General features: G+C 65.9%; 26 protein-coding genes. 11 read left to right on the top strand and 15 right to left on the bottom strand.

The window, feature by feature from the left end:
* Window positions 1-93: 93 nt before the first annotated feature.
* Both BLR57_RS12885 and BLR57_RS12880 read right to left on the bottom strand, forming a co-directional pair.
* Window positions 94-525 carry a DUF5788 family protein gene (locus BLR57_RS12885; RefSeq protein ID WP_244510013.1) on the bottom strand — a complete coding sequence of 144 codons (432 nt, stop codon included), beginning with the start codon at window positions 523-525 and terminating at the stop codon, window positions 94-96.
* 62 nt (window positions 526-587) lie between these two features.
* Window positions 588-785, bottom strand: a complete 198-nt coding sequence (locus BLR57_RS12880) for a DUF5800 family protein (protein ID WP_089698124.1) — start codon at window positions 783-785, stop codon at window positions 588-590.
* Between the two features lie 162 nt (window positions 786-947).
* On the opposite strand from BLR57_RS12880, the gene BLR57_RS12875 reads away from it, so the two are divergent.
* The 5 genes from BLR57_RS12875 (at window position 948) to BLR57_RS12855 (ending at window position 4,580) form a co-directional block, all read left to right on the top strand.
* Window positions 948-1,805 (top strand): polymer-forming cytoskeletal protein, encoded by an 858-nt coding sequence (locus BLR57_RS12875; protein WP_089698122.1) that lies wholly within the window; start codon window positions 948-950, stop codon window positions 1,803-1,805.
* Window positions 1,806-1,885: 80 nt separating this feature from the next.
* Entirely contained in the window at window positions 1,886-2,227 is a 342-nt protein-coding gene (locus BLR57_RS12870) for a DUF8055 family protein (RefSeq protein WP_089698120.1), read from the top strand.
* 51 nt (window positions 2,228-2,278) lie between these two features.
* Window positions 2,279-3,460 (top strand): redox-regulated ATPase YchF, encoded by a 1,182-nt coding sequence (locus BLR57_RS12865; RefSeq protein WP_089698117.1) that lies wholly within the window; start codon window positions 2,279-2,281, stop codon window positions 3,458-3,460.
* Window positions 3,461-3,516: 56 nt separating this feature from the next.
* Window positions 3,517-3,696: a hypothetical protein gene (locus BLR57_RS12860; RefSeq protein WP_089698115.1), complete on the top strand. Its 180-nt coding sequence runs from the start codon at window positions 3,517-3,519 to the stop codon at window positions 3,694-3,696.
* 89 nt (window positions 3,697-3,785) lie between these two features.
* Complete coding sequence (locus BLR57_RS12855) at window positions 3,786-4,580, top strand: DUF7537 family lipoprotein (RefSeq protein ID WP_089698113.1); 795 nt, start codon at window positions 3,786-3,788, stop codon at window positions 4,578-4,580.
* 70 nt (window positions 4,581-4,650) lie between these two features.
* On the opposite strand, the gene BLR57_RS12850 is transcribed toward BLR57_RS12855, so the two are convergent.
* Together BLR57_RS12850 and BLR57_RS12845 are read right to left on the bottom strand one after the other, a co-directional pair.
* Window positions 4,651-4,950: a hypothetical protein gene (locus BLR57_RS12850; protein WP_089698111.1), complete on the bottom strand. Its 300-nt coding sequence runs from the start codon at window positions 4,948-4,950 to the stop codon at window positions 4,651-4,653.
* A 66-nt stretch (window positions 4,951-5,016) separates the two neighbouring features.
* Window positions 5,017-6,138: a pyridoxal phosphate-dependent aminotransferase gene (locus tag BLR57_RS12845; RefSeq protein WP_089698109.1), complete on the bottom strand. Its 1,122-nt coding sequence runs from the start codon at window positions 6,136-6,138 to the stop codon at window positions 5,017-5,019.
* A 278-nt stretch (window positions 6,139-6,416) separates the two neighbouring features.
* Here BLR57_RS12845 and BLR57_RS12840 point away from each other — a divergent pair, with 278 nt between their 5' ends.
* From BLR57_RS12840 to BLR57_RS12830, 3 genes are read left to right on the top strand one after another with little or no spacing between them, the layout of a single operon-like run.
* Complete coding sequence (locus tag BLR57_RS12840; RefSeq protein ID WP_089698107.1) at window positions 6,417-7,472, top strand: ABC transporter substrate-binding protein; 1,056 nt, start codon at window positions 6,417-6,419, stop codon at window positions 7,470-7,472.
* Window positions 7,469-8,338, top strand: a complete 870-nt coding sequence (locus tag BLR57_RS12835; protein WP_089698104.1) for an ABC transporter permease — start codon at window positions 7,469-7,471, stop codon at window positions 8,336-8,338. The genes BLR57_RS12840 and BLR57_RS12835 overlap by 4 nt, the downstream gene beginning before the upstream one ends.
* Window position 8,339: 1 nt before the next feature.
* Window positions 8,340-9,089 carry an ABC transporter ATP-binding protein gene (locus tag BLR57_RS12830; protein WP_089698102.1) on the top strand — a complete coding sequence of 250 codons (750 nt, stop codon included), beginning with the start codon at window positions 8,340-8,342 and terminating at the stop codon, window positions 9,087-9,089.
* A 36-nt stretch (window positions 9,090-9,125) separates the two neighbouring features.
* Here BLR57_RS12830 and BLR57_RS12825 read toward each other — a convergent pair whose 3' ends face one another.
* The 5 genes from BLR57_RS12825 to BLR57_RS19450 all read right to left on the bottom strand — a co-directional run bounded on the left by BLR57_RS12825 (window position 9,126) and on the right by BLR57_RS19450 (window position 11,006).
* Entirely contained in the window at window positions 9,126-9,446 is a 321-nt protein-coding gene (locus tag BLR57_RS12825; RefSeq protein WP_089698101.1) for a hypothetical protein, read from the bottom strand.
* A 286-nt stretch (window positions 9,447-9,732) separates the two neighbouring features.
* The gene (locus BLR57_RS12820) at window positions 9,733-10,002 is read right to left on the bottom strand and encodes a DUF7571 family protein (protein ID WP_089698099.1); all 270 of its coding nucleotides are present in this window, start codon (window positions 10,000-10,002) and stop codon (window positions 9,733-9,735) included.
* A gap of 114 nt (window positions 10,003-10,116) precedes the next feature.
* Entirely contained in the window at window positions 10,117-10,416 is a 300-nt protein-coding gene (locus BLR57_RS12815; RefSeq protein WP_089698097.1) for a DUF8011 family protein, read from the bottom strand.
* Window positions 10,417-10,518: 102 nt separating this feature from the next.
* Window positions 10,519-10,857 (bottom strand): DsrE family protein, encoded by a 339-nt coding sequence (locus tag BLR57_RS12810; protein ID WP_089698095.1) that lies wholly within the window; start codon window positions 10,855-10,857, stop codon window positions 10,519-10,521.
* On the bottom strand, window positions 10,854-11,006 hold the full coding sequence (locus BLR57_RS19450; RefSeq protein WP_170830635.1) for a hypothetical protein: 153 nt from the start codon (window positions 11,004-11,006) through the stop codon (window positions 10,854-10,856). The genes BLR57_RS12810 and BLR57_RS19450 overlap by 4 nt, the downstream gene beginning before the upstream one ends.
* Before the next feature lie 54 nt (window positions 11,007-11,060).
* Between BLR57_RS19450 and BLR57_RS12805 the strand changes: the two genes are divergently transcribed.
* On the top strand, window positions 11,061-12,416 hold the full coding sequence (locus BLR57_RS12805) for a DEAD/DEAH box helicase family protein (RefSeq protein ID WP_089698093.1): 1,356 nt from the start codon (window positions 11,061-11,063) through the stop codon (window positions 12,414-12,416).
* 127 nt (window positions 12,417-12,543) lie between these two features.
* On the opposite strand, the gene BLR57_RS12800 is transcribed toward BLR57_RS12805, so the two are convergent.
* The 4 genes from BLR57_RS12800 to BLR57_RS12785 form a co-directional block, all read right to left on the bottom strand.
* Window positions 12,544-12,969 (bottom strand): hypothetical protein, encoded by a 426-nt coding sequence (locus tag BLR57_RS12800; RefSeq protein ID WP_089698091.1) that lies wholly within the window; start codon window positions 12,967-12,969, stop codon window positions 12,544-12,546.
* 99 nt (window positions 12,970-13,068) lie between these two features.
* Window positions 13,069-13,683, bottom strand: a complete 615-nt coding sequence (locus BLR57_RS12795) for a hypothetical protein (RefSeq protein WP_089698088.1) — start codon at window positions 13,681-13,683, stop codon at window positions 13,069-13,071.
* 183 nt (window positions 13,684-13,866) lie between these two features.
* Complete coding sequence (locus BLR57_RS12790) at window positions 13,867-16,479, bottom strand: alkaline phosphatase PhoX (RefSeq protein WP_089698086.1); 2,613 nt, start codon at window positions 16,477-16,479, stop codon at window positions 13,867-13,869.
* 295 nt (window positions 16,480-16,774) lie between these two features.
* On the bottom strand, window positions 16,775-17,173 hold the full coding sequence (locus tag BLR57_RS12785) for a hypothetical protein (protein ID WP_089698084.1): 399 nt from the start codon (window positions 17,171-17,173) through the stop codon (window positions 16,775-16,777).
* 91 nt (window positions 17,174-17,264) lie between these two features.
* On the opposite strand from BLR57_RS12785, the gene BLR57_RS12780 reads away from it, so the two are divergent.
* A complete protein-coding gene (locus tag BLR57_RS12780; RefSeq protein ID WP_089698083.1) occupies window positions 17,265-18,770 on the top strand; it encodes a DUF790 family protein in 1,506 nt (501 codons plus the stop codon).
* Window positions 18,771-18,813: 43 nt separating this feature from the next.
* Window positions 18,814-19,017, top strand: coding sequence for a hypothetical protein (locus BLR57_RS12775; protein ID WP_089698082.1), 204 nt, complete (start codon window positions 18,814-18,816; stop codon window positions 19,015-19,017).
* Between the two features lie 9 nt (window positions 19,018-19,026).
* Here the strand turns inward: BLR57_RS12775 and BLR57_RS12770 are convergent, their stop codons facing one another.
* Both BLR57_RS12770 and BLR57_RS12765 read right to left on the bottom strand, forming a co-directional pair.
* Window positions 19,027-19,551: a DUF7122 family protein gene (locus tag BLR57_RS12770; RefSeq protein ID WP_089698079.1), complete on the bottom strand. Its 525-nt coding sequence runs from the start codon at window positions 19,549-19,551 to the stop codon at window positions 19,027-19,029.
* Window positions 19,548-20,519 carry an RsmB/NOP family class I SAM-dependent RNA methyltransferase gene (locus tag BLR57_RS12765; RefSeq protein WP_089698077.1) on the bottom strand — a complete coding sequence of 324 codons (972 nt, stop codon included), beginning with the start codon at window positions 20,517-20,519 and terminating at the stop codon, window positions 19,548-19,550. Before BLR57_RS12765 ends, BLR57_RS12770 begins: the two co-directional genes overlap by 4 nt.
* Window positions 20,520-20,602: the final 83 nt, after the last annotated feature.

The raw sequence follows: 20,602 nt of genomic DNA, 5'->3' as shown, positions 1-20,602 counted from the left end.
GCAAAGATTTACAGACATATATTCAGATAGCTCTTCAGAAATCTGTCCGGAGAGGTAAGATGGACGAGAACGGCCGAAGACGTCGCCGCGAGGTTAGAGAATCCGATGGAGGAACGCCGACCAGCGCTTCTGTTCGTCGAGCCACTGCTCGCGGGCCTGCTCCTCGAACCCGCGTGCGTCCAGCGAGTCCAGGGGGTTGATGGCGCGGTCGAGACCGACGATGCTCTCGACGAGTTGCTCGCCCTCCGCAGCGGTCAGGTCGTCGTCGCTCGCGAGGCGGTTCCGTCGTTGGAGCCGTTCGCGTCTCAACGCCGTGACCATCTCGTCGGCTCGTTCGCGCTCAGCTTCGGGGACGGCGTCGAAGTCCTTGATTTCGAAGACGAACTCCCGGAGTGGCACCTCCGTGCCCTGTACGTCGACGGTGTCGGGGACGCTCCCACCGACGCTCGTGCTGCCGCGGGACAGTCGATCCAGTAACCGCTCGCGCTCACGTTCGTTCAACCCCGCCCGCTTGTGTTCGCTCATTGATTTCTCTGTTCGAATGTCAGGTCGGACTGCACAAAAAGTCCGCGGGCGGGTCTCTTCAGTTACTTCAGGATGTCCTGAATCCGTCGCGGCTCGCCGGTCAGTTCGGGGTTCTTCTCGACCATCTTCAGCACGTCGTGGTCGGTGACGTCGGGGTAGGATTTCTGGGTTGCCTCCTCGATGAGCACCTTCTCCAGTCGGAACTCGGTGCCTTCGTAGACCACGTCGACGCCGTCGTCGTCGAAAGAGAGAGCAGTCATACGCGCTCTTTGCACACCGTGATATAAAAGGCCATCACCAGCGACTCGCGAGCTGTCCGGCCCCGCTCGTCGGTCCCCGAAGGGGGTCGCCCAGCGTCGGACGGTAGCGTCAGACGGACGTCTTGCGCGCCGTTTAATAGCTCCGACGCACAGGTTCGCTCTGTGTCACTCGGTCAGGACCCTCTCGACGAACTGCGCATCCCCGACGGGACGACCGTCGAGGAACACGACCTCGTGACCGACGGCGACGTCATCGTCGGCGGCCAGGGGACCGTCGAGTTCGGCGTCCGCGGCCGTAACGTCATCGCGGGCGAGCGCGTCCAGTTCGGTGGCGGCATCGAGGCCGAGGGTGACTGCCGACTCGACGTCTGGTGTTCGGTCGCTGGCAACGTCCTCGTCGGTGCCGACGCCTACCTCGGCGAGCGCGTCTCTATCGACGGCCGCCTCATGGTCTCCGGCGATTTGGACATCGGCGACGACGTCGACATCGCCGAGGGCTTCGAGGCCAACGGCTGGATCGTCATCCGCAACCCGGTACCGACGCTCGTCTTCTACTTCATCGTCCTCTCGCAGCTCCTCCGACTCGGCGAGAAGGACGCGGCCGACGAACTCGCGTCGGCACTCGGCGACGACGACGAGGAGGTCCGCGCCCCGCTCGTCGTCCCGCGCGGCGGCAGCGTCTCGGACGACGCCTGGCGCGTCTCGACGCCGGCGACCGTCGGCGATGGCTGTCGGCTCCACGGCAACATCCGCGCCTCGGAGATCGACGTCGGCGAGGACAACAACATCTTCGGCAGTCTCCGCGCCCGCGGCGACATCACCGTCGGCTCGGGTACGCGCGTCCACGGCGACGTGACGACCCGTAACGGGGCGGTCACCGTCGAGGACGGCGCACGGGTCCTCGGAGACGTCTCCTGTACGGACCTGACGATTCACGAGGGTGCGACCGTCGACGGGACCGTCCGTGCCAGCGGCGAGATGCGACTCGTCCGGCAGAACCCGAACCGCGAAATCGAGTGACGGAAACCAACGGTCTTTATATTCACTTGCTCGAACGGTAGCGAATAGCGTATGCGAACGGCTGGCAGGGAGGGCGGCGCGTGAGTCGGTCAGGCCACTGGCCCGAAGTCGCACGGTTGGTCGACCGCTCACAGCAGGACGCCGAAGAGTTCGACCCGGAGACGGGCGACCCCGAGCGGTGTCTGTCGGCTGGCGTCGAACCCATCGTCGAACTCTACATCGACGTCAGAAAGACCGACGGCGAGCGGCTGACACCGGTCGAGCAGTCACTGCTCGAACGCGCGCTCAACGACTGGCTCTCGCTCTACGCCGCCTGCCACGACGCGCCGTTTCACGCCCACTTCACGGTCCACGAGATGGCCGTCGCCTACGCGGGCAACGGTGACTTGCGGTCGACGGTCGGCGAACTTCTCGACGTCTGACGGCTCTCCCGGACCGAAAGGCAGTTTTCCCGGTCGGGTAAAATGAGAGCTATGTTATCTATCGCGCTCGCGGGGAAGCCGAACGCGGGCAAGTCCACGTTCTACAAAGCGGCGACGATGGCCGACGTCGACGTCGGTAACTACCCGTTCACGACCATCGACCCCAACCGCGGGGTGACCTACGTCCGTACCGACTGTCCCTGTCTCGAACGCGAAGAACGCTGCGGCAACGACGACTGCCACGACGGCAAACGCTACGTCGCCGTCGAACTGCTCGACGTCGCCGGCCTCGTCCCCGGCGCGCACGAGGGTCGCGGTCTCGGCAACCAGTTCCTCGACGCGCTGACGAACGCCGACGTCATCGTCAACGTCGTCGACGCCTCCGGCGGCACGAACGAGGAGGGCGAACCGGTCGAGGTCGGCACCTACGACCCCGTCGAGGAGGTCGACTTCATCGAGGAGGAGATGGACCAGTGGCTCGCGGGCATCATCACCCGCAACTGGGAGTCCGTCGAGCGAAAGTCCCGCTCGCCGGACTTCGACCTCGACGACACGCTGACCGAACTGCTGACCGGTTTCGGCGCGACCGAGCACGAGGTCGCCGCCAGCCTCCGCGACCTGGAGTATCCCGACAGCCCGATGGCGTGGACCGACGAGGACCGCGAACGCCTCGCCCGCGACATCCGCGCGCGGACGAAACCTATCATCCTCGTCGCCAACAAGGCCGACATCGCCCCCGCAGAGAACATCGAACGCCTCCGGGAGACGGGCAAGCCGGTCATCCCGGCGACGGCCGACGGCGAACTCGCGCTCCGCAAGGCGGTCGAGGCGGGCGTCGTCGACTACGACCCCGGCGACCCGGACTTCGAGATTACGGGTGACCTCAGCGGTGCCCAACAGAAAGGTCTCGAACAGATCCGCGACGTCATGGCCGAATACGGCGGCACGGGCGTCCAGGAGGCACTCGACACTGCGGTCTACGACCTGCTCGACCATCTCACGGCGTTCCCGGTCCAAAACGAGTCGAAGTGGACCGACGGCACGGGCAACGTGCTGCCCGACGCCTTCCTCCTCCCGCGGGGGTCGACGCCGAAAGACCTCGCCTTCGCCGTCCACTCGGACATCGGCGAGGGCTACATCCACGCGGTCAACGCCAAATCCAGCCGCCGAATCTCCGACGACTACGAACTGGACGAGGGCGACGTCATCAAGATCGTCAGCTCGGCGAAGTAGCCTGATCCTTGGTACCGTGCACCACATTCATGCCGTCTCGGTGACTACACTCGGATATGTTCCGTGCGCATTTCCCCGACGGCGACATCGAGTGTGAGCGTTACGAGCTGACCGAGTACGGGGTCGACCTCTACAACGACGAGGACGAACTGCTCGCGTTCGTCCCCTACTCGAACCTCATCGCGCTGATGAACGAGGAGGTCGAACGCGACCCCGAGCCGTCGATTGCGGACTGACACGCCACCGGCCACCGTTTTGGTATCGCTACCCACGGCCAGCCGCGTCTCCGAAGGCACTTACGACGCTGTCCGAAACGCGGAGACGAATGGAACTCAGACGAGTCGCCCTCCCGGTCCTCCTCGCGAGCCTCCTCGTGTTGGCGGGCTGTTCGGGCGCGAGTCAGTTGAGCAGCCCCGACGAACCGACCGAAGAAGAGCTGCCGCCGGGCGTATCCCAGGACGGCGTCGACAACGCGTCGACGCTCGTCGACGCCCACAGTGCCGCGCTGAACGAGTCCGGCTACGCGTACCGCGTCGGTCTCGCCGGCTCGGTCAACGTCAACGACAGCGAGACGTCGACGGCCTACGAGACGAACCTGACGCAGACCAGCCGTGCGGAGCCGGGCGGCCGTCCGGCGTTCGTCACCGCCGACGTTCGGAGTGCCCAAGCCGGGGGGAACCAGTCGCAGACGGTCGCCTACTGGTGGAACGACACGACGACGCTCGCTCGCTTCTCGGCCGGTGAGCAGACGCAGTACGCCGCCTTCGACCAGCGACCCGGCGAGGGCCAGCTCTACGCCCCCGACGACCAGTATCTCCGGCAGATCGTCGGCGCGAGTAACTTCTCGGTCTCCGGTGTCGACCGCTCCGGCGAGGAGACGCTCATCACGCTGACTGCGACGGAGGCCAACGCGAGCCTCCAGGGCGTGACCGAGTACAACGCGACGGTCGTCGTCGACAGCGAAGGCCGGATTCACTCGGCGCGGCAGTACGCTGTCGTCGAGAGCGGACAGGGGACGCAGACGGTCGACCTCCACTACGAACTGACCGCGACGAGCGTCGAGACGGTCGCCCAGCCCGAGTGGGCCGACGAGGCACTGGGTAACCGGACGACTGCGTGAGGACGACCTGAACGGAACCTGAACAATCGGGATATTTCAGCGGAAACGTGGTGTGCTCCGGTCGGTTCTTCTATGGGCCTTTGTCGCTGTCGCCCCGCCACCGCCGCCACCAACCGACGGCGGCGAGCAGGCCGAGGAAGACGACGAAGAGACCCGTTCCCTCTAGCACCACATCGAGCGGTCGCTGCATCGAGTCGGAGCGTTCGACGAGACTGCTGCCGGTCGCCAGACCCGCCGACGCACCGAGGGCGTACAGCTGCTGCCGCGGGAGCTCGCCCCGTCGGTAGCGGCGGTACGCGAGAACCAAGAGCAGCGGCCAGCCGACGAGGAAGACGTAGTCGAGCGGAACCGGAAGCGTGGGGAGGGCCATAGTTGGCCGTCAGAAGCCGCGGAAAAAACGCTTGTGGAGAGCCGCTGACCCGTCGACTGCGACCGACTACTGGACCGCTTCGGTCGCTTCGCGCATGATGTCCAGTGCCTCCTCCAACTCCTCGGTGCTCGTCGCGTAGGAGAGACGCGCGTAGCCCTCGCCGTGTTCGCCGAAGGCCTCGCCGGGGACGACGACGACGCCGCGGGAGATACACTCGTCGACCCAGCCGTCGGGCACCTTCGGCATCACGTAGAACGCGCCCTTCGGGGTCGGTACCTCAAGCCCCATGTCTTCGAGCCCGTCGACGACGAGGTCGCGGCGTTCCTCGAAGGTGTCGCTCATCTCGCCGACGACGTCCTGCGGCCCGGAGAGGGCGGCCTCGGCGGCGAACTGCGCGGGTGCGGATGTGCAGGCTTGGATGTACTGGTGGACGCGGAGCATCCGGCTGATGCGACGCGAGGAAGCCGTGACCCAGCCGAGCCGCCAGCCGGTCATCGAGTAGGCCTTCGAACAGCCGTTGACGACGACGACGTTGTCCGACTCGGCGAACTGCATCGGCGAGTAGTGCTCGCCGTCGAAGACGAAATACTGGTAGACCTCGTCGGAGATGCAGAGCACGTCGTGTTCGTCGGCGATGCGAGCGAACTCCTCGACGTCCTCACGGGGGGAAACTGCGCCCGTCGGGTTGCCGGGGCTGTTGACGACGAAGGCCGCGGTGTCCTCGGTGATGGCCTCCTCGATGGCCTCGGGGTCGATGGTCAGGTCCTCGCGCAGGGGGACGGGAACGGGTGTCCCGCCCGCGATCTTGGTCAGCGCGTCGTAGGCGACGAAGCCGGGGTCGGGGAAGATGACTTCTTGTCCCTCGTCGACGTGTGCCTCCATCGCGAGATGTAGTGCCTCGCTGCCGCCTGCGGTCGTGATGATGTCGTCGGGGTCGACGTCGAGGTCCATGTCCTCGTGGTAGCGCGTCGAGATGGCCTCTCGCAGGTCGTCGCGGCCCTTGTTGCCCGTGTAGGCGTCGGCCTCGCCCGCCTGGATGGCGTCGACGGCCGCCTGTCGGGCGTGCTCCGGGGCGGGGAAGTCCGGCTGCCCCAGCCCGAGGTTGATGGCGTCCGCACCCGCCGCCTCGAACACTTCGCGGATACCGCTGATAGAGATCTGCTCGACTCGCCTGGAGAACTCGGTCATGTCCTACTGGGTGTTCGCTGCCGAGATAGTTCTTACCACCTGTGAAACGAGGACACGGGTGACGTTTCGTCCGTGACGTTTCATCCGGCCGTCAGCAACACTGTCCGATTGCAGAACTTGCTGCCGCTATCTATGACGAACGTGGCAGACAGAACGGTGGATTTCACGCGTTGCGGTGCCAGAGACGTTCGGAATCCGCGTTTCCGGGGGGCAACAGCCTTCCACTCACGGTTACCGGTGGCGACTACGGATTAAGTGTCGACCGCATAGCGACAGTAATGACTGACCGACGTATCAGCGGTGCGTACTCTCGACGACGATTCTTGCAGGCGACCGGTGTCGCCGGAGCGGCCGGGCTTGCTGGCTGCACAGGTGCGATAGGCGGCGGCTCCGGAAGTGAGCTCGACGAACTCAACGTCGCGTATATGCCCATCTACCCGGACATCCAGTATTTCGTGATGCAGGAGGAGGGCTACTTCGACGAACTGCCGGTCGACGTGACGGGCAAACTGTTCTCAGACGGGCCGAGCATCGTCCAGGCCTCCGCGACGGGCGACTTCGACGTGATGATGTTCGGCGTCGTCCCGGCGATGATCGTCGTCGACAAGGGCATCCCGGCGCAGATCACCGCCGCGAACATCAAAAACGCGATGAAGATTCTCGCGTCCGACGAGTTCGCCGCGATGTGGGAGGCCGAGGGGAAGGCCGCCTTCGAGACCTGGGAGGCCGAGAAAGGGAAGAAATTCACCTTCGGCACCTATCCGCCGGGCAGCGTCCCGGACATCCTGCTGCGCTACTGGATCGAGAACACGCTCGGACTCGACCCCGAGAACGACGTCAACATCAAGGGTCTCGGCGGGGCCTCCGCGGTCCAGCAGGCACTGCTCTCGGGGCAGGTCGACGGGACGAGCATCATGGAGCCGATTCCGACGGTCGTCGAGGCCAACGACGCGCCGTACCAGTCCATCGCGTGGGCCGGTGACTTCATGCCCGGCCAGCCCGCCGCCGTGACGCTGATGCACGACCGCGTCCGCCAGGAGAACCGCGAGGTCGCCACCGAGTTCGTCCGCCAGCACCAGCGCGCGACGCAGTTCGTCGCCGACAACCCCGACACGGCCGCCCAGCACGCTAGCACCGTCATCGGCGAGTCGTCGCTGCCGGTCGAGACGGCCCGCGCCGCGCTCGATTCCAAGGCGTCGGACTTCATCTCGGATCCCCACGAGATCGAGGGCGGAGCCGAAATCTTCGCCGAGTACGCCCACCGCCTCGGCAAGACCGAGGCTGAACTGACCATCGACGAGCTGTTCGACTACGGCATCTACGACTCTCTATGAGCGAGAAGGACAGCTACAGTATCGCAGGCTCCGTCGGCGCGTCGGCCGACGAGCCACTGCTCGAGCGGCTGCTCGCGACCGTCCGCGAGCGGGCGTTTCTGAGCGTCGCCGGCTTCGGGAGCTTCCTCCTCGTTTGGTACATTGCAGCCTTGTTCCAGCCGACGTATCTCCTGCCCTCGCCGGTCGAGGTCGCCGCGGCGTTCTGGGTCGAACTCACCGCCCCGGCACTCGTCGGCGTCCCGTTCACCGGAATCGAGGTGCCCGCGACGCGGTTGGTCGAGAAGCTCGTCCAGAGCCTCTATCACTACATTCCGGGGCTGCTCATCGGGACGACGCTCGGCGTCTCCCTCGGCGTCGCGATGGGCTGGGACGCCCGCGTCGACGGCTTCTTCACGCCGGTGACGCGCGTCCTGCGGCCGATTCCGCCGCTGGCGTGGATCGGTTTCGCCGTCATCTGGCTCGGCGTCAACCACAACGGCGCGACGTTCATCGTCGCCATCGGCTCCTTCTGGATCAACTTCTACAGTGCCTACTCGGGCGTCGAAGGGGTCTCGGAAGACCTGAAAGAGGTCGCCGCCAGCCTCGGCGTCGACGACGACTGGACGATGATTCGGAAGGTCGTCCTCCCGGCGGCGTCGCCGTCGATCATGACGGGTATCCGGACGAGCATCGGCCAGTGTTGGATGATCGTCGTCGCCGCCGAACTCATCGTCGGCAACGGCGTCGGCTACCAGATCCTCAACGCGGCGCAGAACCTCGCGATGGACGTCTCAGTTGCCTACATGCTCGTCATCAGTATCGTCTTCCTCGTGAGCGACGGCCTGTTCCGACAGGTCGAAGCGCGCGTCCTGGACTGGAGGGCCTGAGATGAGCGAGGCAAAGGTCTCCGTCGACGACGTGGGGAAGCGCTACGAGTCCGACCGCCAGACGGTCCAAGCACTCGAAGACGTCTCGTTCAGCGTCGGAGACGGCGAGTTCGTCTGTCTCGTCGGTCCCTCGGGCTGCGGGAAGACGACGCTCTTCCGGACCATCGCGGGTCTCGAAACCCCCTCGTCGGGCGCAGTTCGTCTCGACGGCGTCGCCGTCGACGGTCCCGGCACAGATAGGGGAATGGTCTTTCAGGAGTACGGGCTGTTCCCGTGGCGAACGGTGGCCGAAAACGTCGCCTTCGGGCTGGAAGAGCAGGGTGTCGACGGCGACGACCGCGCGGAGCGCGTCGCCGAGTTGCTCGAACTCGTCGGGCTGACGGAGTTCCGCGACGCCTACCCTCGGGAGCTGTCGGGCGGGATGAAACAGCGCGTCGGCATCGCCCGCGCGCTCGCCGTCGACCCCGAACTGCTGCTCATGGACGAGCCGTTCGGAGCCGTCGACGCCCAGACGCGGGATATGCTCCACGGCGAACTGCTCGACATCTGGTCGGCGACGGAGAAGACGGTCCTGTTCGTCACCCACGACGTGGAGGAAGCCGTCACGCTCGCCGACCGCGTGGTCGTCATGGCCGCCAATCCGGGACGCGTCCGCGAGGTCGTCGACGTCGACCTTGACCGACCGCGCGAGCGGACGGACGCCGACTTCGCCGACTACGTCGAGCGGATTCGCGCGCTCATCGGCGAGTGAGCGTCGGCGACGAGTAGCCCACCTCGGTTTCTTCGATCAGAGCTGCATCACGAGGACCAGTGCGACGAGGCTCAATCCGGTGAGTCCGGCCACGGACAGCCCGAGCTTCACACTCCTCGGTGGTTCATCGTCGTAGACCGACGGGTCGCCACTGCCCCCGACCTCGGCACTGTACGCCGCAGTCTGGACGTGTGACTCGGCCCCGAAGAGGAGGGCCGTACACACGACGCCGACTCCGAAGGTAGCCAACAGGAACAGCGGGAAGGCGACCGTCGCGACGCTGCTGGCTCCGTAGCCGAGTGCCAGGACGACCAGTGGAACACCCACGCCGTACACGACGAGCGGTTTGGGGTTCACAGGTCTCCCCGAGAACTGCGCACGCGATTGTTTATTGCTCTCCAAATGCTCACTTTCAGTTCCATACACTGCCTACAAATCCAATATTTATAACTATTTGGAGAGATTTAATTTCGAATGGGGTATTTCCGACCTCGGCTGAACATCCGCGACAGAACTCCCGTCAGGGACTGGCTCGCTCGGCGATTCCGTCGCGCTCGACATCACGACTCGACGGTCCCACCGGTCGGAACCGTGTCTGCTTGGCGTCGACGGCCGCAAAAAATGGATTCCGGAGAACTGCCGCTCAGTGCGAGATGGCGTCGGCGTGCCACCCCGGGTCGGAGCCGGTCTGGACGAAGAGTTCGGAGCGGCACGCCGGGCAGTAGTCCGGGGCCACAGATTTTGTTCGAGGGACATAGACCGCGCCGCCGCACTCCACACACGAATCAGCAACGACAGTTACACAGTCCGCACAGACGTTGAAGTCGTCGACTGTGAGGTCGCGGAGGGGTTCGAGTTGTTTGTCCAAGATGTACTCGTCGATGATCGACTGACAACTGTGGCACGGTTTCATAGCGATCCAGTATGAGCCATGACATCACGACACATATAGCTATGCCAACCAGCCGTGTGTGCCCCTGTCTCAGGGCTTGATATCCACCGCGGCCCGTGGCGGGGCAGTCTCCGGCTATCCGGTGATGATCTGGGGTTCGAGGATAATCGAGACGACGAGTCCCGCCAGAACGAGAACCACCGTGAGACGCAACACACCGGCCGTCCGGTGTCGGTCCTTCGGAAGCGACTCGGCGACACCGGAGCAGACGGACGTGGCCGCCATGACGAGTAACCACCCGCTCCCCACGGTGTCTCCCGCGACTGTGACGAACAGGTAAAGTCCCGTGAAGGCGGCTGCGGCGGCGAACTGGAACAGTGAGTTCGGCCGACCCGCTGGCTCGCTGAACAGCACATCGCTGACTGTGGAGGGCATCGACCGTCCAGTCTCCCGGAACGTACAAAAAATCCGTGCCGCGTCGCTTCGCGGGGCCGCAACTCTGTGACTCCGTGACTCCGCAACTCTGTGGCTTCGCTTTCAGGGCTTGATGTACGCGTAGCCAGCGTCTTGGAGTCGCGTCAGCTCGCCCACGCCCGAGGAGACGAGTTCCACGCCGTCGACGAGGTTCGACTCGTCGATGTCCGTGCCGACGAGCGTGTTCGCGCACTGTTTGAAGACGACGCCTCGCTCCTGTAGTTCTTCGACCCGCTCGCGCCGTTCGGAGTCGTCGAGCAAGAGACCGAGTCCGCCGCTGTTGGCGACGAGCGCGACGGATTCGAGATCGACCGTCTCGTCGTCGAGCAGGTTCGCGACGTTGTTGACGACGCGGGTGTGCATCTCGGCATCGCCGCTGGAGAGATGGAAGACCGCCTTCACGACTCGAACTCGTCTTCGAGCTCATCCACGTGGTCGCGGATGAGCGAGAGTGCCGCGTCGGCGTCCATGTAGCCCTGGTCGTACTCGCCGAAGACTGTCTCCGTCTCGTTGAGGAACGTTTCCACTGCGTCTTCGAGTTCGTCGCTCATGTCTTCTCGTCTCGGTGCGGAGCACATAAACCCGAAGATAGCGAATCCCCGCCAGTGACAGTCAGGCTCTCCTTCGAGAACGGGACGGTCCGGGTCGACACCGACGACCTTCCCGTCGACTCGCTCGCGGACCTCCCCGGCGTCGAGGTCGACCCCCGCAGCGGAACGGCCCGCGCGCCTGCCTACCGGTACGCCTTCCTCCGCGCCGTCCTCGGCGAGCGCGGGGCCGACGTCGAGGACACGGTCCGCTCGACAGCTCTCGACCGCTCGCTGTCGACCGACTACGACCTGCGTGACTACCAGCGCGACGCGCTGGACGCGTGGCACGACGCGGGCGACCGCGGCGTGCTCGAACTGCCGACCGGCAGCGGCAAGACGGTCATCGCGGTCGCCGCCATCGCCGACCTGTCGGTACCGACGCTTGTCGTCGTCCCGACCATCGACCTGCTCGAACAGTGGCGCGCGGAACTGGAAGCCGAGTTCGACGTCTCCATCGGCCAGTTCGGCGGCGGCGAGCAGATTCAAGAGGGGATTACGGTTTCGACGTACGACTCCGCCTATCTCCGTGCCGACGAGGTCGGCGGCGACTTCGGACTCGTCGTCTTCGACGAGGTCCACCATCTCGGCGGCGAGGGCTACCAGGACATCGCTCGCCTCCTCGCGGCCCCCGCCCGTCTCGGACTGACGGCGACGTTCGAGCGGCCCGACGGCGCGCACGAGGCGATTACGAAACTCGTCGGGCCGAAGGTCTACGACGTCGCTGTCGACGACCTCGCGGGCGAGCATCTCGCGCCCTACGACATCAAGCGCGTCGAAGTAGAGCTGACGCCCGCAGAGCGCGAGCGGTACGACGAGGCGCAGGGAACCTTCGTCGACTACCTCCGAACCTCCGGGCTCTCGCTGCGCTCGGGCAGCGACTACCAGAAGCTCGTGATGCGCTCGGGCAATGACCCGCGAGCGCGGGAAGCACTGCTCGCCAAGCAACGAGCGCGGGATATCATGCTCAACGCCGACGAGAAGGTGCGCGAACTCGCTGACATCCTGGCGAGACACCGTGAGGACCGCGTCATCGTCTTCACGGCCCACACGAACCTCGTCTACCGGCTCTCCGAGCGGTTTCTCATCCCGGCGATCACGAACGAGACGGGCGCGAAGGAACGCCGCGAGATTCTCGACCGCTTCCGGTCGGGCGAGTACAGCCGCGTCGTCACCGCGAACGTCCTCGACGAGGGTGTCGACGTGCCCGACGCGAACGTCGCCGTCGTGCTCTCGGGCAGCGGCAGCGAACGCGAGTTCACCCAGCGACTGGGACGGATCCTTCGGCCGAAGGCCGACGGCGGCCGCGCGCTTCTCTACGAGGTCGTGAGCAGCGAGACCGCAGAAGAGAACATCGCGAGTCGTCGTCGGTAGCTCCGTCTACTGGTACGGGAGTCGAGATGTTCTGTAATCGCGAGTCGTCGGCGGTAGCTCCGTCTACTGGTACAGGAGTTGCGGTGTTCTGTGCATCGCGAATCGTCGTCGCTGACGACGTCTCACCTCACTCCAGACCGTGGTCGCGCGCACCGTCGCGGATCTTCGTCGCGCGCTTTCGGACGCGGTTGACGTACCGCTGGATCTTCTCGGGTTTCTCGCCGTAGAACGAGGCGAGCCAGTAGACGTCCGTGTGCGGTTGGGTGAGGAGGTAGGCGACGAGCGTGTCGCGACCGGCCTGAATTATCGTCGGCGGGACGCCGCGCTCGCCGGTTCCGGCCTCCTCGAAGCCGTTGACGTCGAAGTAGACGTCGGCGTAGAGTTCGGCCGTCTCGGGGTCGTCGAAGGTACTCCCTCCGTGGTTCGGTGCGTCGAACCGGTAGACTGGGTCGCCCGTCTCCGACTGCGATTCGACGATGCGGACGTTCAGGAGATACTCGCGGTACACGGTCCGTCGGTCGCGGTCTGCTGGTGTGGTGTCTGATTTCGACATCTGTGGTGGGTGTCTTGTGGGTGTCTGCTGGGGGTCTGCTGGCTGTTTCGTGGATTCGCGGTCGGTTCGGTGGTCGCCGTAGCGTCGGCGTTGCGGCCGCTAGAGCCGACGGCCGAGCAGGACGCCGCCAGCGAGGAGGGCGGCCGCCGCACCGACGAGAACGACCGTCGGCACGCCGCCGACACTGCCCGCCGCGCCCGTCGCACCGTCGCCGAGCGAGTCGCTTCCGTCGCTCGCGTCCTCGGTGGCTCCGGCAGCACCGTCCTCGGAATCTTCGGCGGCGACCGTCACGACGTCGGACTGGGTCGCTGGCTGGAACCTGTCGCCGCTGTCGGTGTCGAACTGGACCGGCTCGACGCTGACCCGCGCTTCCCCCGGAGCGACACCAGTGAGTTCGACGGTCGCGAGCGGCACGTCGGCCGCGCCAGCCTGGACCGAGTCCTCCAGGTCGGCGGCTTCGAGCAGGAGCGTCCCGCCGTCTCCCTCCGTCGTCGGCTCGTTCGTCATGCTGAACGCGTCGGGGTAGGCCGCGCCGTCGATGCGGGCGACGTCGGTCCCGTCGAGCGAGAGCCGGAGATAGTAGCCGGAGAGGCCGTCGGGAGCCGACGTTAGCACGACGTCGAACGTCGCCGTCTCGCTCGCCGTCACGTCGCCGCCGACGAGGCGGACGGTCGGGTCGTCAGTCTGCGCTGCAGTGGTGCCGGTCGCCGTCACTGCCCCGAGGAGGGCGAACGTGGTTACCGCCGCGGCAACGACGAGTGTGGCTGCCGCAGTACGAGTCGAATCGCGAGTAATTCTCGTTGTGAGGGTCTGAATCGGTCGAATCATAGGGTCTGTGGTATCTGGATAAACTGGGGTGGTGGGGTAGTGAGGCCAGTGCAGCGGCAAGCGGCCGTCTCAGTTGATCTCCTCGAAGAGCGTCGCGAGGTCGTCGAAGTCGAGCTGGCCGTTCTCGTTGAAGTCGTAGGCCGCGCTGTTCAGCCGCACCGCGTCGCTGTCGAAGTGGCGGAACAGCAGGACGATGTCGTTGTAGTCGAGTCGACCGTTGCCGTTGACGTCCTCGTAGAGCCCGTCGTCGTCGGGGTCGGTCGGCTTCTCGCCGTCGCCGACCGCCGGTGGTCCCCGCGGGCCGCCCACGAAGACGCCGAAGCGTGCCTCGGCGTCGAGCGGGTCGCCGCTCTCGTCGTCCATCCGCTCGATCTCGACGTCGAGGTCGGCCGTCCCCATGCTCTCGGCCGCGACTTCGAGCGTCGCCAGGCGGGCTCTGCTCGCGCCGGGCTGGACCTGCTTGCTGGCGTCGGAGAAGCGCAGCGTGGCCGACGACCCGTCGTCGGCGACAGTGCCCTGCGTGAGCGCGAGGTCGTCGGGGAAGGTGACGCCGGTGATGCTCGCGACCTCGGGGTCCGAGACGGTGACCGTCACCTGCGCGCCCGAGAAGCCCGACGGGAGCGACGAGGCGTAGAGGTCGGCCGTCCCGGTCGACCCCTGGCCGACGGCGAGGGAGTCGACGTCGACGAGCACGTTCGGCTGGTAGACGTAGACGCCGTCGTTGGGATACGAGCGGGCCGGGCCGCCGAAGCCGTCCTCACAGCAGAGGACGCGGCCGTCGTCCATCACGTACAGATTGTCGATGTTGCGGAGCGCGTCGTCGGCGTCCTCCGGCGGGTCGGTGAAGTCGGGACCGACGATGACCGGTTCGAGCGTCGAGACGTTGTAATCGGGTTCGAGTTCCGCGCGGTAGACGACGCCGCCGTCGACGCGGTCCATCTGGATGTCGCCCGTGTCGTTCGCGAGGTCGTCGTTGAACTCCGAGATACCGAAGTAGACGAAGTCGCCGGGACCGGCACCGTCCATGCTGTCGACACCCTCGGCCTTGTTGAACTCGATGGTGGCACCGACTTCCTTGGCCGCGGCGCGGGTTTCGAGGAACGGGATCTTGCGGAGTTCCTCGTCGACGCCGTCGGGCCCCTCCTCGGCGTACTGCTCGGCCCACTCGACGATCTCCTCGTTCGTGATGTAATTCTGGTTGCCGTTTTCGACGACGGCGCGGTCGGCCTCTTCGAGTGCTGCCGCGCGGTCCTCTCGCCAGTCGGTCTCGGCGTGTGTCTCCAGATAGTCCGTCTGGGTGACGTCGTCGTACGCGGCGATCCACTCCTCGCACTCGGCGTTGCTCGCGTGGCCGAGTTCGATCCACTCCACGTCGAGCGAGACGTCGGCGGGGGAGTTGCGCTCGCTCGCCTCGTCGTTCGTGATCTTCGGGGCGTAGAGCGTCCCGGCGACGGCCATCGGGTCCTCGTAGCTCGGAATCTCCTCGTCGGCGACGAACTTGTAGATACCCTTGCTGTCGCCGTCCGAACAGCCGTAGACGGTCTTCATGTCGCTCTGGACGTCGGGCGCCTCCCACGAGGCGCGGCCCATGACGTAGTATTTGATGGGCGTCGGCTCGTCGGCCGCGGCGTCGCGGAAGTCGACCTGGTAGCCGTAGCGGTAGGGGTTCGGATAGACGTCACCGATGGGGTACGTCGAGTTACCGCCGTTCTGGTCGACCGGGTCCGCGCCGAGATAGTACGCGAGGAACTCGACGCCGTCGAGTGCGAACGCACCCTGCGGATACCACGACTCGTCGCCGTAGTATTCCGAGAGCGCGGACGTGATCTCCGTCGGGTTCGGCCGGTTCCAGAACTGGCAGGCACCGATCAGTCCCTTCCCCGAGCCAGCCTCCACGACGTCACTGACGGTGGCCGTCAGCGAGACGCGCGGGTGGGCGTAGTTCTCCTCGGAGGAGATCATCGTGTTCCACGGGCTGAGGTCGCCGTAACAGTTGATGCGCGTGCCGCCGAGTTCGCGGAGCGCGTCGGTGTTCGCGAGGTTGATGGCGTTGTCGAGGTCCGCGCTCCACTCGCCGTCGTCGTCTTGGCTGAGGGGGATCCGCGAGACGTTGCCGGGGCTGTTCTCCCAGTTGGTGAAGAGATAGCCCTCGGTGCCCGCGTCGTCGGTGGCGACGAACTGGTTGCAGTCGGGGTTGTAGCCCGCGTTACCGTACTGCGTGCCCGCGAAGTTCTCCTGCGTGATGTCGGTGCCATCCGGCGTCTGGGAGACACCGAGCCGTTCGGTACCGTCGTTGATCTCGTCTTCCTCCTGTGCGAGGAGGACGTAGCTGCCGTTGCCGGCGCGGACCTGTCGTTGCTCGGATTCGGTCACCGGGACGGGGATCTCCTCGAAGTCGTCGTTGTTGCCGTCGAGGTCGAACTGGAAGCCGCTGAAGTAGCCGATACCGGCTCGGTTGAAGGGTGCGAGGTTCTCCCGGCTCGGGTGCTGGAGGCTGTAGAGCGGGGTGCCGTCCGCGAAGACGAACGGGCCTGTGGCCTCGGCACCGAACGCCGTCGTCGAGAACCGCTTCATCGACCCCCTGACGCTCGGCGCGCCGGGTGTGTTCGTCTCCGCTACTTCGTCCGCGCTGGCCACTCCAGCCACGCTGGCTCCGAGCGTGGCTGCGAGTGACGTCGCCATGAGGTTTCGCCTGGTAAAGTCCATGAGGCGATTCGACAGTTGTAGTAGCCCCTAAAGGACTTTTGTAAGAGCGACATAGAGGGCTTGTAACGGCTATTTACGGCCATCTCGTCGCAATACGCTCCCGATGGAACTGTTCGACACGGAGCCGAACATATCCGACAATATATTCGCAATGAGAATGTAGATTTTTATCACGACACGAGAGAACTGAACTCTGGACTGACGCGCGGAAAAGGTAGTCGTTCGGTCCCGACTGCCGGTCGTCACGACGGGCTGTGTGCGACCGACCGGGTCACTCGACGCTCGCGTCGAACTCGAAGGAGTCGGCGTTCTGGAACGCCTCGAACTGAATCTCCTCGAAGACGAGTTCGGTCTCGGCGTCGCTGTCGCCACCGACGGTCACCTCGGCTGTCCGCTCGAACGTCTCGCCGTCGAGCGAGAGCGTGACCGTGGCCGTCCCGACGCGTTCGACGTCCGTCCGGTTGGTCACTGTCAGAACGACTGCGAGTGCGTCCGAGTCGGCGCGGCTGAACTCGAAGTCGCTGACGACGAGGGGCTTCTGCTGTGCCTGCTCGCGGGGGTCATTCGCCGGTTCCGTCGGCGGGTTACGCGGCCCGGTCGGGCCGGGGAGCGAGGAGAGACAGCCCGAGAGGGCGAAGGGGAGCGTGCCGAGGAGGACCCGTCGCTTCATATCCGAGGCTCAATCGCCCGGCGTATGAGCCTTGTCCTCTCCGGCAGTCGTTCCCGTCCCGCTTATAAACGACGCCGAACTACGCACGGACGTGCTCACGAAGGACCTCCTGCGCGTCTCCCGCACCGGCGGCGGCTACCACCCGCAGTTCGTCGGCAGGGAGGCCGAGTCGGTCGCCAGCCGCGTCGTCGAGACCTACGAGTCGCACGTCGGCGACCGTCGCGGCGCGCTGGAGGACGCCCTCACCGCCCTCGAAACCGAAGCGGAGTCGTTCAAGCTCGTCCGCGGCTTCGCCGCCCTCTGCGACCGTGAAGCGGAGTACGAGACGCGGAGTGCCCTCCCCCCAGAGCGCGCCCGCCGCGTCGCCTTCGAGGCGGCGGAGACCGTCGGCGTCGCGAGCGAGGACGAGCGCGAGCAGGCACTCGCGGCGGCTGCGGACCGACTCGGTGTCGACGCGTCGGCGGTCGAAACCTCGCTCTACGCCGACCGCGAGGTGAACCAGACGCTCGCGGCCTTCGAGCCGCGCTGGACGCCCGACGAACTCCTGACGCAGTACAACCTCTCGCTCGCACAGACCGCGCTGTTCGACGCCACGGAGGTGCGGATTCGAAGTGCCGACCCGAAGGCACTCGTCTCCGCGGTCAAACGGCTCCGGCTGATGTACGAGGTCGAGCAGACGCCCGAGGGTCGCGAACTGGTCGTCACCGGCCCCGACGCGCTCTTTCGGCGCACCCGCAGATACGGGACGGGCTTTGCTCGATTGCTCCGCACCGTCGCGGCGACCGACGACTGGCGGCTCTCGGCCACCATCGACGACCGCGGGACCGAGCGCGACCTCGTGCTCACCGACGCCGACGTGTCGGTTCCGGGCGTCGAACCCGTCGCCGAACCCGCCTTCGACAGCGGTGTCGAGGCCGACTTCGCGGCCCGCTTTCGGGCACTGGACCTCGACTGGACGCTCGTGCGGGAGCCGGAACCGCTCGCCGTCGACGGCGGCGCGCGGGTGATGATTCCGGACTTCGCGTTCGACTACGAATACACGGACTTCCGCGTCTACTTCGAAATCATGGGCTTCTGGACGCCCGACTACGTCGAGAAGAAACTCGGCCAGCTCGCGGGCGTCGAGGACGTCGACCTCCTCGTCGCCGTCGACGAGTCGCTCGCCGCCAGCGACGAAATCGAGGCACGGGACCACCGCGCGATTCCCTACTCCGGCACCGTGCGCGTGAAGGACGTCGTCGACGTGCTCCGAGAGTACGAGGCGGACCTCGTCGCCGACGCGTCGGGCGACCTGCCGGACGAACTGACGCCCGACGCGGACGTGATCTCGCTCGCCGACCTCGCAGCCGACTACGCGGTGAGCGTCGACGCCATCGAGGACAAGTCCTTCCCCGACCACCGTCGCGTCGGCCGAACGCTCGTTCGACCCGCTGTTCTCGACGACCTCGCCGACGCCATCGAGCCGGGGATGGACCTCGGCGAAGCGGAGGACGTGCTCGCCGATCACGGCATCGGCGACGCGAGTGCCGCGCTCTCGGCACTCGGCTACCGCGTCGCCTGGGAGGGGCTGTCGGGCGGGACCGTCCGCGAGAAGTGAGTCGGCCCCTCGGCTTTTCAGGCTCCAGCCGGAATGTAGAGACATGAAGCTGACACGACTTCTCGGCTCGAAACGGGCGCGCCAGCTCAGTGCAGCCACGACGCTCTGGGAAGCGGTCAAGTCGTTCCGTGGCGGCCAGAAGAAACTCGCCGTACTCCTCGCCGGCGCGGCGGCACTCGGCTACAAGCGCAGCGAACTCGGCTATCTCGCACAGGCAGCAGTGAAACTCTACAAGAAGCGCGCGTAGTCGGGATCGCTATATTTCGTCCAGATTCTCGCGTCGCCCTTTCGGCACCGTCGAGCGCAACTCACCGTAGAGGAAGAGTCCAACACCGATGGGTTCGCGCTCGCCGGCGACCTCGTGGGCCGCGATGAGATAGCCCCAGTCGCCCTCCCAGTCGAGTTCTTGGTCGTCGCCACCGGCGAACGTGGCGGCCTCTTCGCTCCCAAGTTCGACGACGTTCTTCGTCGCCTCTCGTCCGAACCGTTGGACCGCGTTCGTCGTCGGCTTCCAGTGTTCCTGTCGCGTCCGGAGGAAGGTCATGCCGAGCCCCTCGATGCCGATGGGACTCTCGGTGTCGCCGTGGAGCACCCAGATCTTCCCCGCACCCTTCTCCCAGAAGGTGTAGTCGTCGAACGTCTCCGGCGGGATGCCGAAGCGTTCGTTCCACCATTCGAGGACCTCCTCGCGCGTCGCTCGGCCGGGAACCTCGCGCTCGTCGGCCGTGGCAGGAAGACGGTCGAACTGCTGGCCGTCGTTGGTTGGGGCATCGTCGCTCATGCCTCCACCTCCGTCTCGTCGGCGTCGCCACCGACCTCCGCGGCAGTCTCTCGCCGCTCCGTCCCGCCGACCTTCAGCTTCGCACAGAAGAACCCGCCCGTGTCGTTCTGGTGGGGGTAGACCCGCTGGGTCTTCGTGACGCTCGGATGGTACTCCTCGCCCTCCCACTCGGTGACGCCGGGCGAGGTTTCGAGCGGCGTGTCGAACTCGACGACCCCGCAGTCCTCGCTCTCCAAGGCGTGGGTCACGACAGCCTCGTTCTCCTCGGGCGCGAACGTACAGGTGGAGTAGACGACGATACCGCCGGGCTTTGTGGCCTGAATCGCGCGGCGAATGATGCCCTTCTGGACGCCGACGACACTCTTGACGTGGTTCATCGTCCACTGGTCGCGCACGTCAGGGTTCTTGCGGACCGTCCCCTCACACGAGCAGGGCGCGTCGACGAGCGTCCGGTCGAAGTGGTCGAAGTGGAACGGCTTCATCGAGAAGTTGCGCGCGTCGCGGTTCGTGACGGCGACGTTGGTGACGCCGAGCCGTTCGGCGTTGTGCCGGAGCGCGGAGAGCCGACCCAGACTGTTGTCGTTGGCGACGACGAAGCCTTCGTCGTCCATCAGTGCCGAGAGCTGACTGGACTTGCTGCCCGGCGCGGCGCAGGTGTCCCACACTTTCTCGCCCGGCTGGGGGTCGAGTGCGATGGCCGGAAGCGCGGAGACTTCCTCCTGCCCGTGGAGCCAGCCGTGGAAGTAGGGCCACGTCGTGCCCGCCTTGCCGTCGGTCAGCCGCAGGATTTCGGGGTTCCAGTCGGTCTGTTCGTAGCCGATGTCTTCGGCGTCGAGTGCTGCTTTGGCCCGCTCGACGGTCGTCTTGATGGTGTTGACGCGAACGGCGTACGGCAGCGGCCGGTCACAGGCCGCCAGAAACGCCTCCTCGTCGTCGACGAGCGGTAGATACCGCTTGATGGGGTCCATTGACACTCTCTTTCCCACGCGGTCGTTTGTCGGTTTCGGAGTCGGTGTGGTGGGGGTCGGACGACGTTCCACCGTCGCACACG

The sequence above is a fragment of the Halogranum gelatinilyticum genome (assembly GCF_900103715.1).
Lineage (GTDB): Archaea > Halobacteriota > Halobacteria > Halobacteriales > Haloferacaceae > Halogranum > Halogranum gelatinilyticum.
This window is presented reverse-complemented; position numbering and strand designations above follow the sequence as displayed.

Excerpts from the sequence above, each read along its gene's own strand:
- BLR57_RS12860 (WP_089698115.1), top strand. The coding sequence starts at position 3,517 with ATGTTCCGTGCGCATTTCCCCGACGGCGACATCGAGTGTGAGCGTTAC.
- BLR57_RS12850 (WP_089698111.1), bottom strand. The coding sequence starts at position 4,950 with ATGGCCCTCCCCACGCTTCCGGTTCCGCTCGACTACGTCTTCCTCGTC.
- BLR57_RS12775 (WP_089698082.1), top strand. The coding sequence starts at position 18,814 with ATGAAGCTGACACGACTTCTCGGCTCGAAACGGGCGCGCCAGCTCAGT.
- BLR57_RS12880 (WP_089698124.1), bottom strand. The coding sequence starts at position 785 with ATGACTGCTCTCTCTTTCGACGACGACGGCGTCGACGTGGTCTACGAA.
- BLR57_RS12835 (WP_089698104.1), top strand. The coding sequence starts at position 7,469 with ATGAGCGAGAAGGACAGCTACAGTATCGCAGGCTCCGTCGGCGCGTCG.
- BLR57_RS12855 (WP_089698113.1), top strand. The coding sequence starts at position 3,786 with ATGGAACTCAGACGAGTCGCCCTCCCGGTCCTCCTCGCGAGCCTCCTC.
- BLR57_RS12790 (WP_089698086.1), bottom strand. The coding sequence starts at position 16,479 with ATGGCGACGTCACTCGCAGCCACGCTCGGAGCCAGCGTGGCTGGAGTG.
- BLR57_RS12815 (WP_089698097.1), bottom strand. The coding sequence starts at position 10,416 with ATGCCCTCCACAGTCAGCGATGTGCTGTTCAGCGAGCCAGCGGGTCGG.
- BLR57_RS12885 (WP_244510013.1), bottom strand. The coding sequence starts at position 525 with ATGAGCGAACACAAGCGGGCGGGGTTGAACGAACGTGAGCGCGAGCGG.
- BLR57_RS12840 (WP_089698107.1), top strand. The coding sequence starts at position 6,417 with ATGACTGACCGACGTATCAGCGGTGCGTACTCTCGACGACGATTCTTG.
- BLR57_RS12820 (WP_089698099.1), bottom strand. The coding sequence starts at position 10,002 with ATGAAACCGTGCCACAGTTGTCAGTCGATCATCGACGAGTACATCTTG.
- BLR57_RS12865 (WP_089698117.1), top strand. The coding sequence starts at position 2,279 with ATGTTATCTATCGCGCTCGCGGGGAAGCCGAACGCGGGCAAGTCCACG.
- BLR57_RS12830 (WP_089698102.1), top strand. The coding sequence starts at position 8,340 with ATGAGCGAGGCAAAGGTCTCCGTCGACGACGTGGGGAAGCGCTACGAG.
- BLR57_RS12785 (WP_089698084.1), bottom strand. The coding sequence starts at position 17,173 with ATGAAGCGACGGGTCCTCCTCGGCACGCTCCCCTTCGCCCTCTCGGGC.
- BLR57_RS12845 (WP_089698109.1), bottom strand. The coding sequence starts at position 6,138 with ATGACCGAGTTCTCCAGGCGAGTCGAGCAGATCTCTATCAGCGGTATC.
- BLR57_RS19450 (WP_170830635.1), bottom strand. The coding sequence starts at position 11,006 with ATGAGCGACGAACTCGAAGACGCAGTGGAAACGTTCCTCAACGAGACG.
- BLR57_RS12800 (WP_089698091.1), bottom strand. The coding sequence starts at position 12,969 with ATGTCGAAATCAGACACCACACCAGCAGACCGCGACCGACGGACCGTG.
- BLR57_RS12765 (WP_089698077.1), bottom strand. The coding sequence starts at position 20,519 with ATGGACCCCATCAAGCGGTATCTACCGCTCGTCGACGACGAGGAGGCG.
- BLR57_RS12770 (WP_089698079.1), bottom strand. The coding sequence starts at position 19,551 with ATGAGCGACGATGCCCCAACCAACGACGGCCAGCAGTTCGACCGTCTT.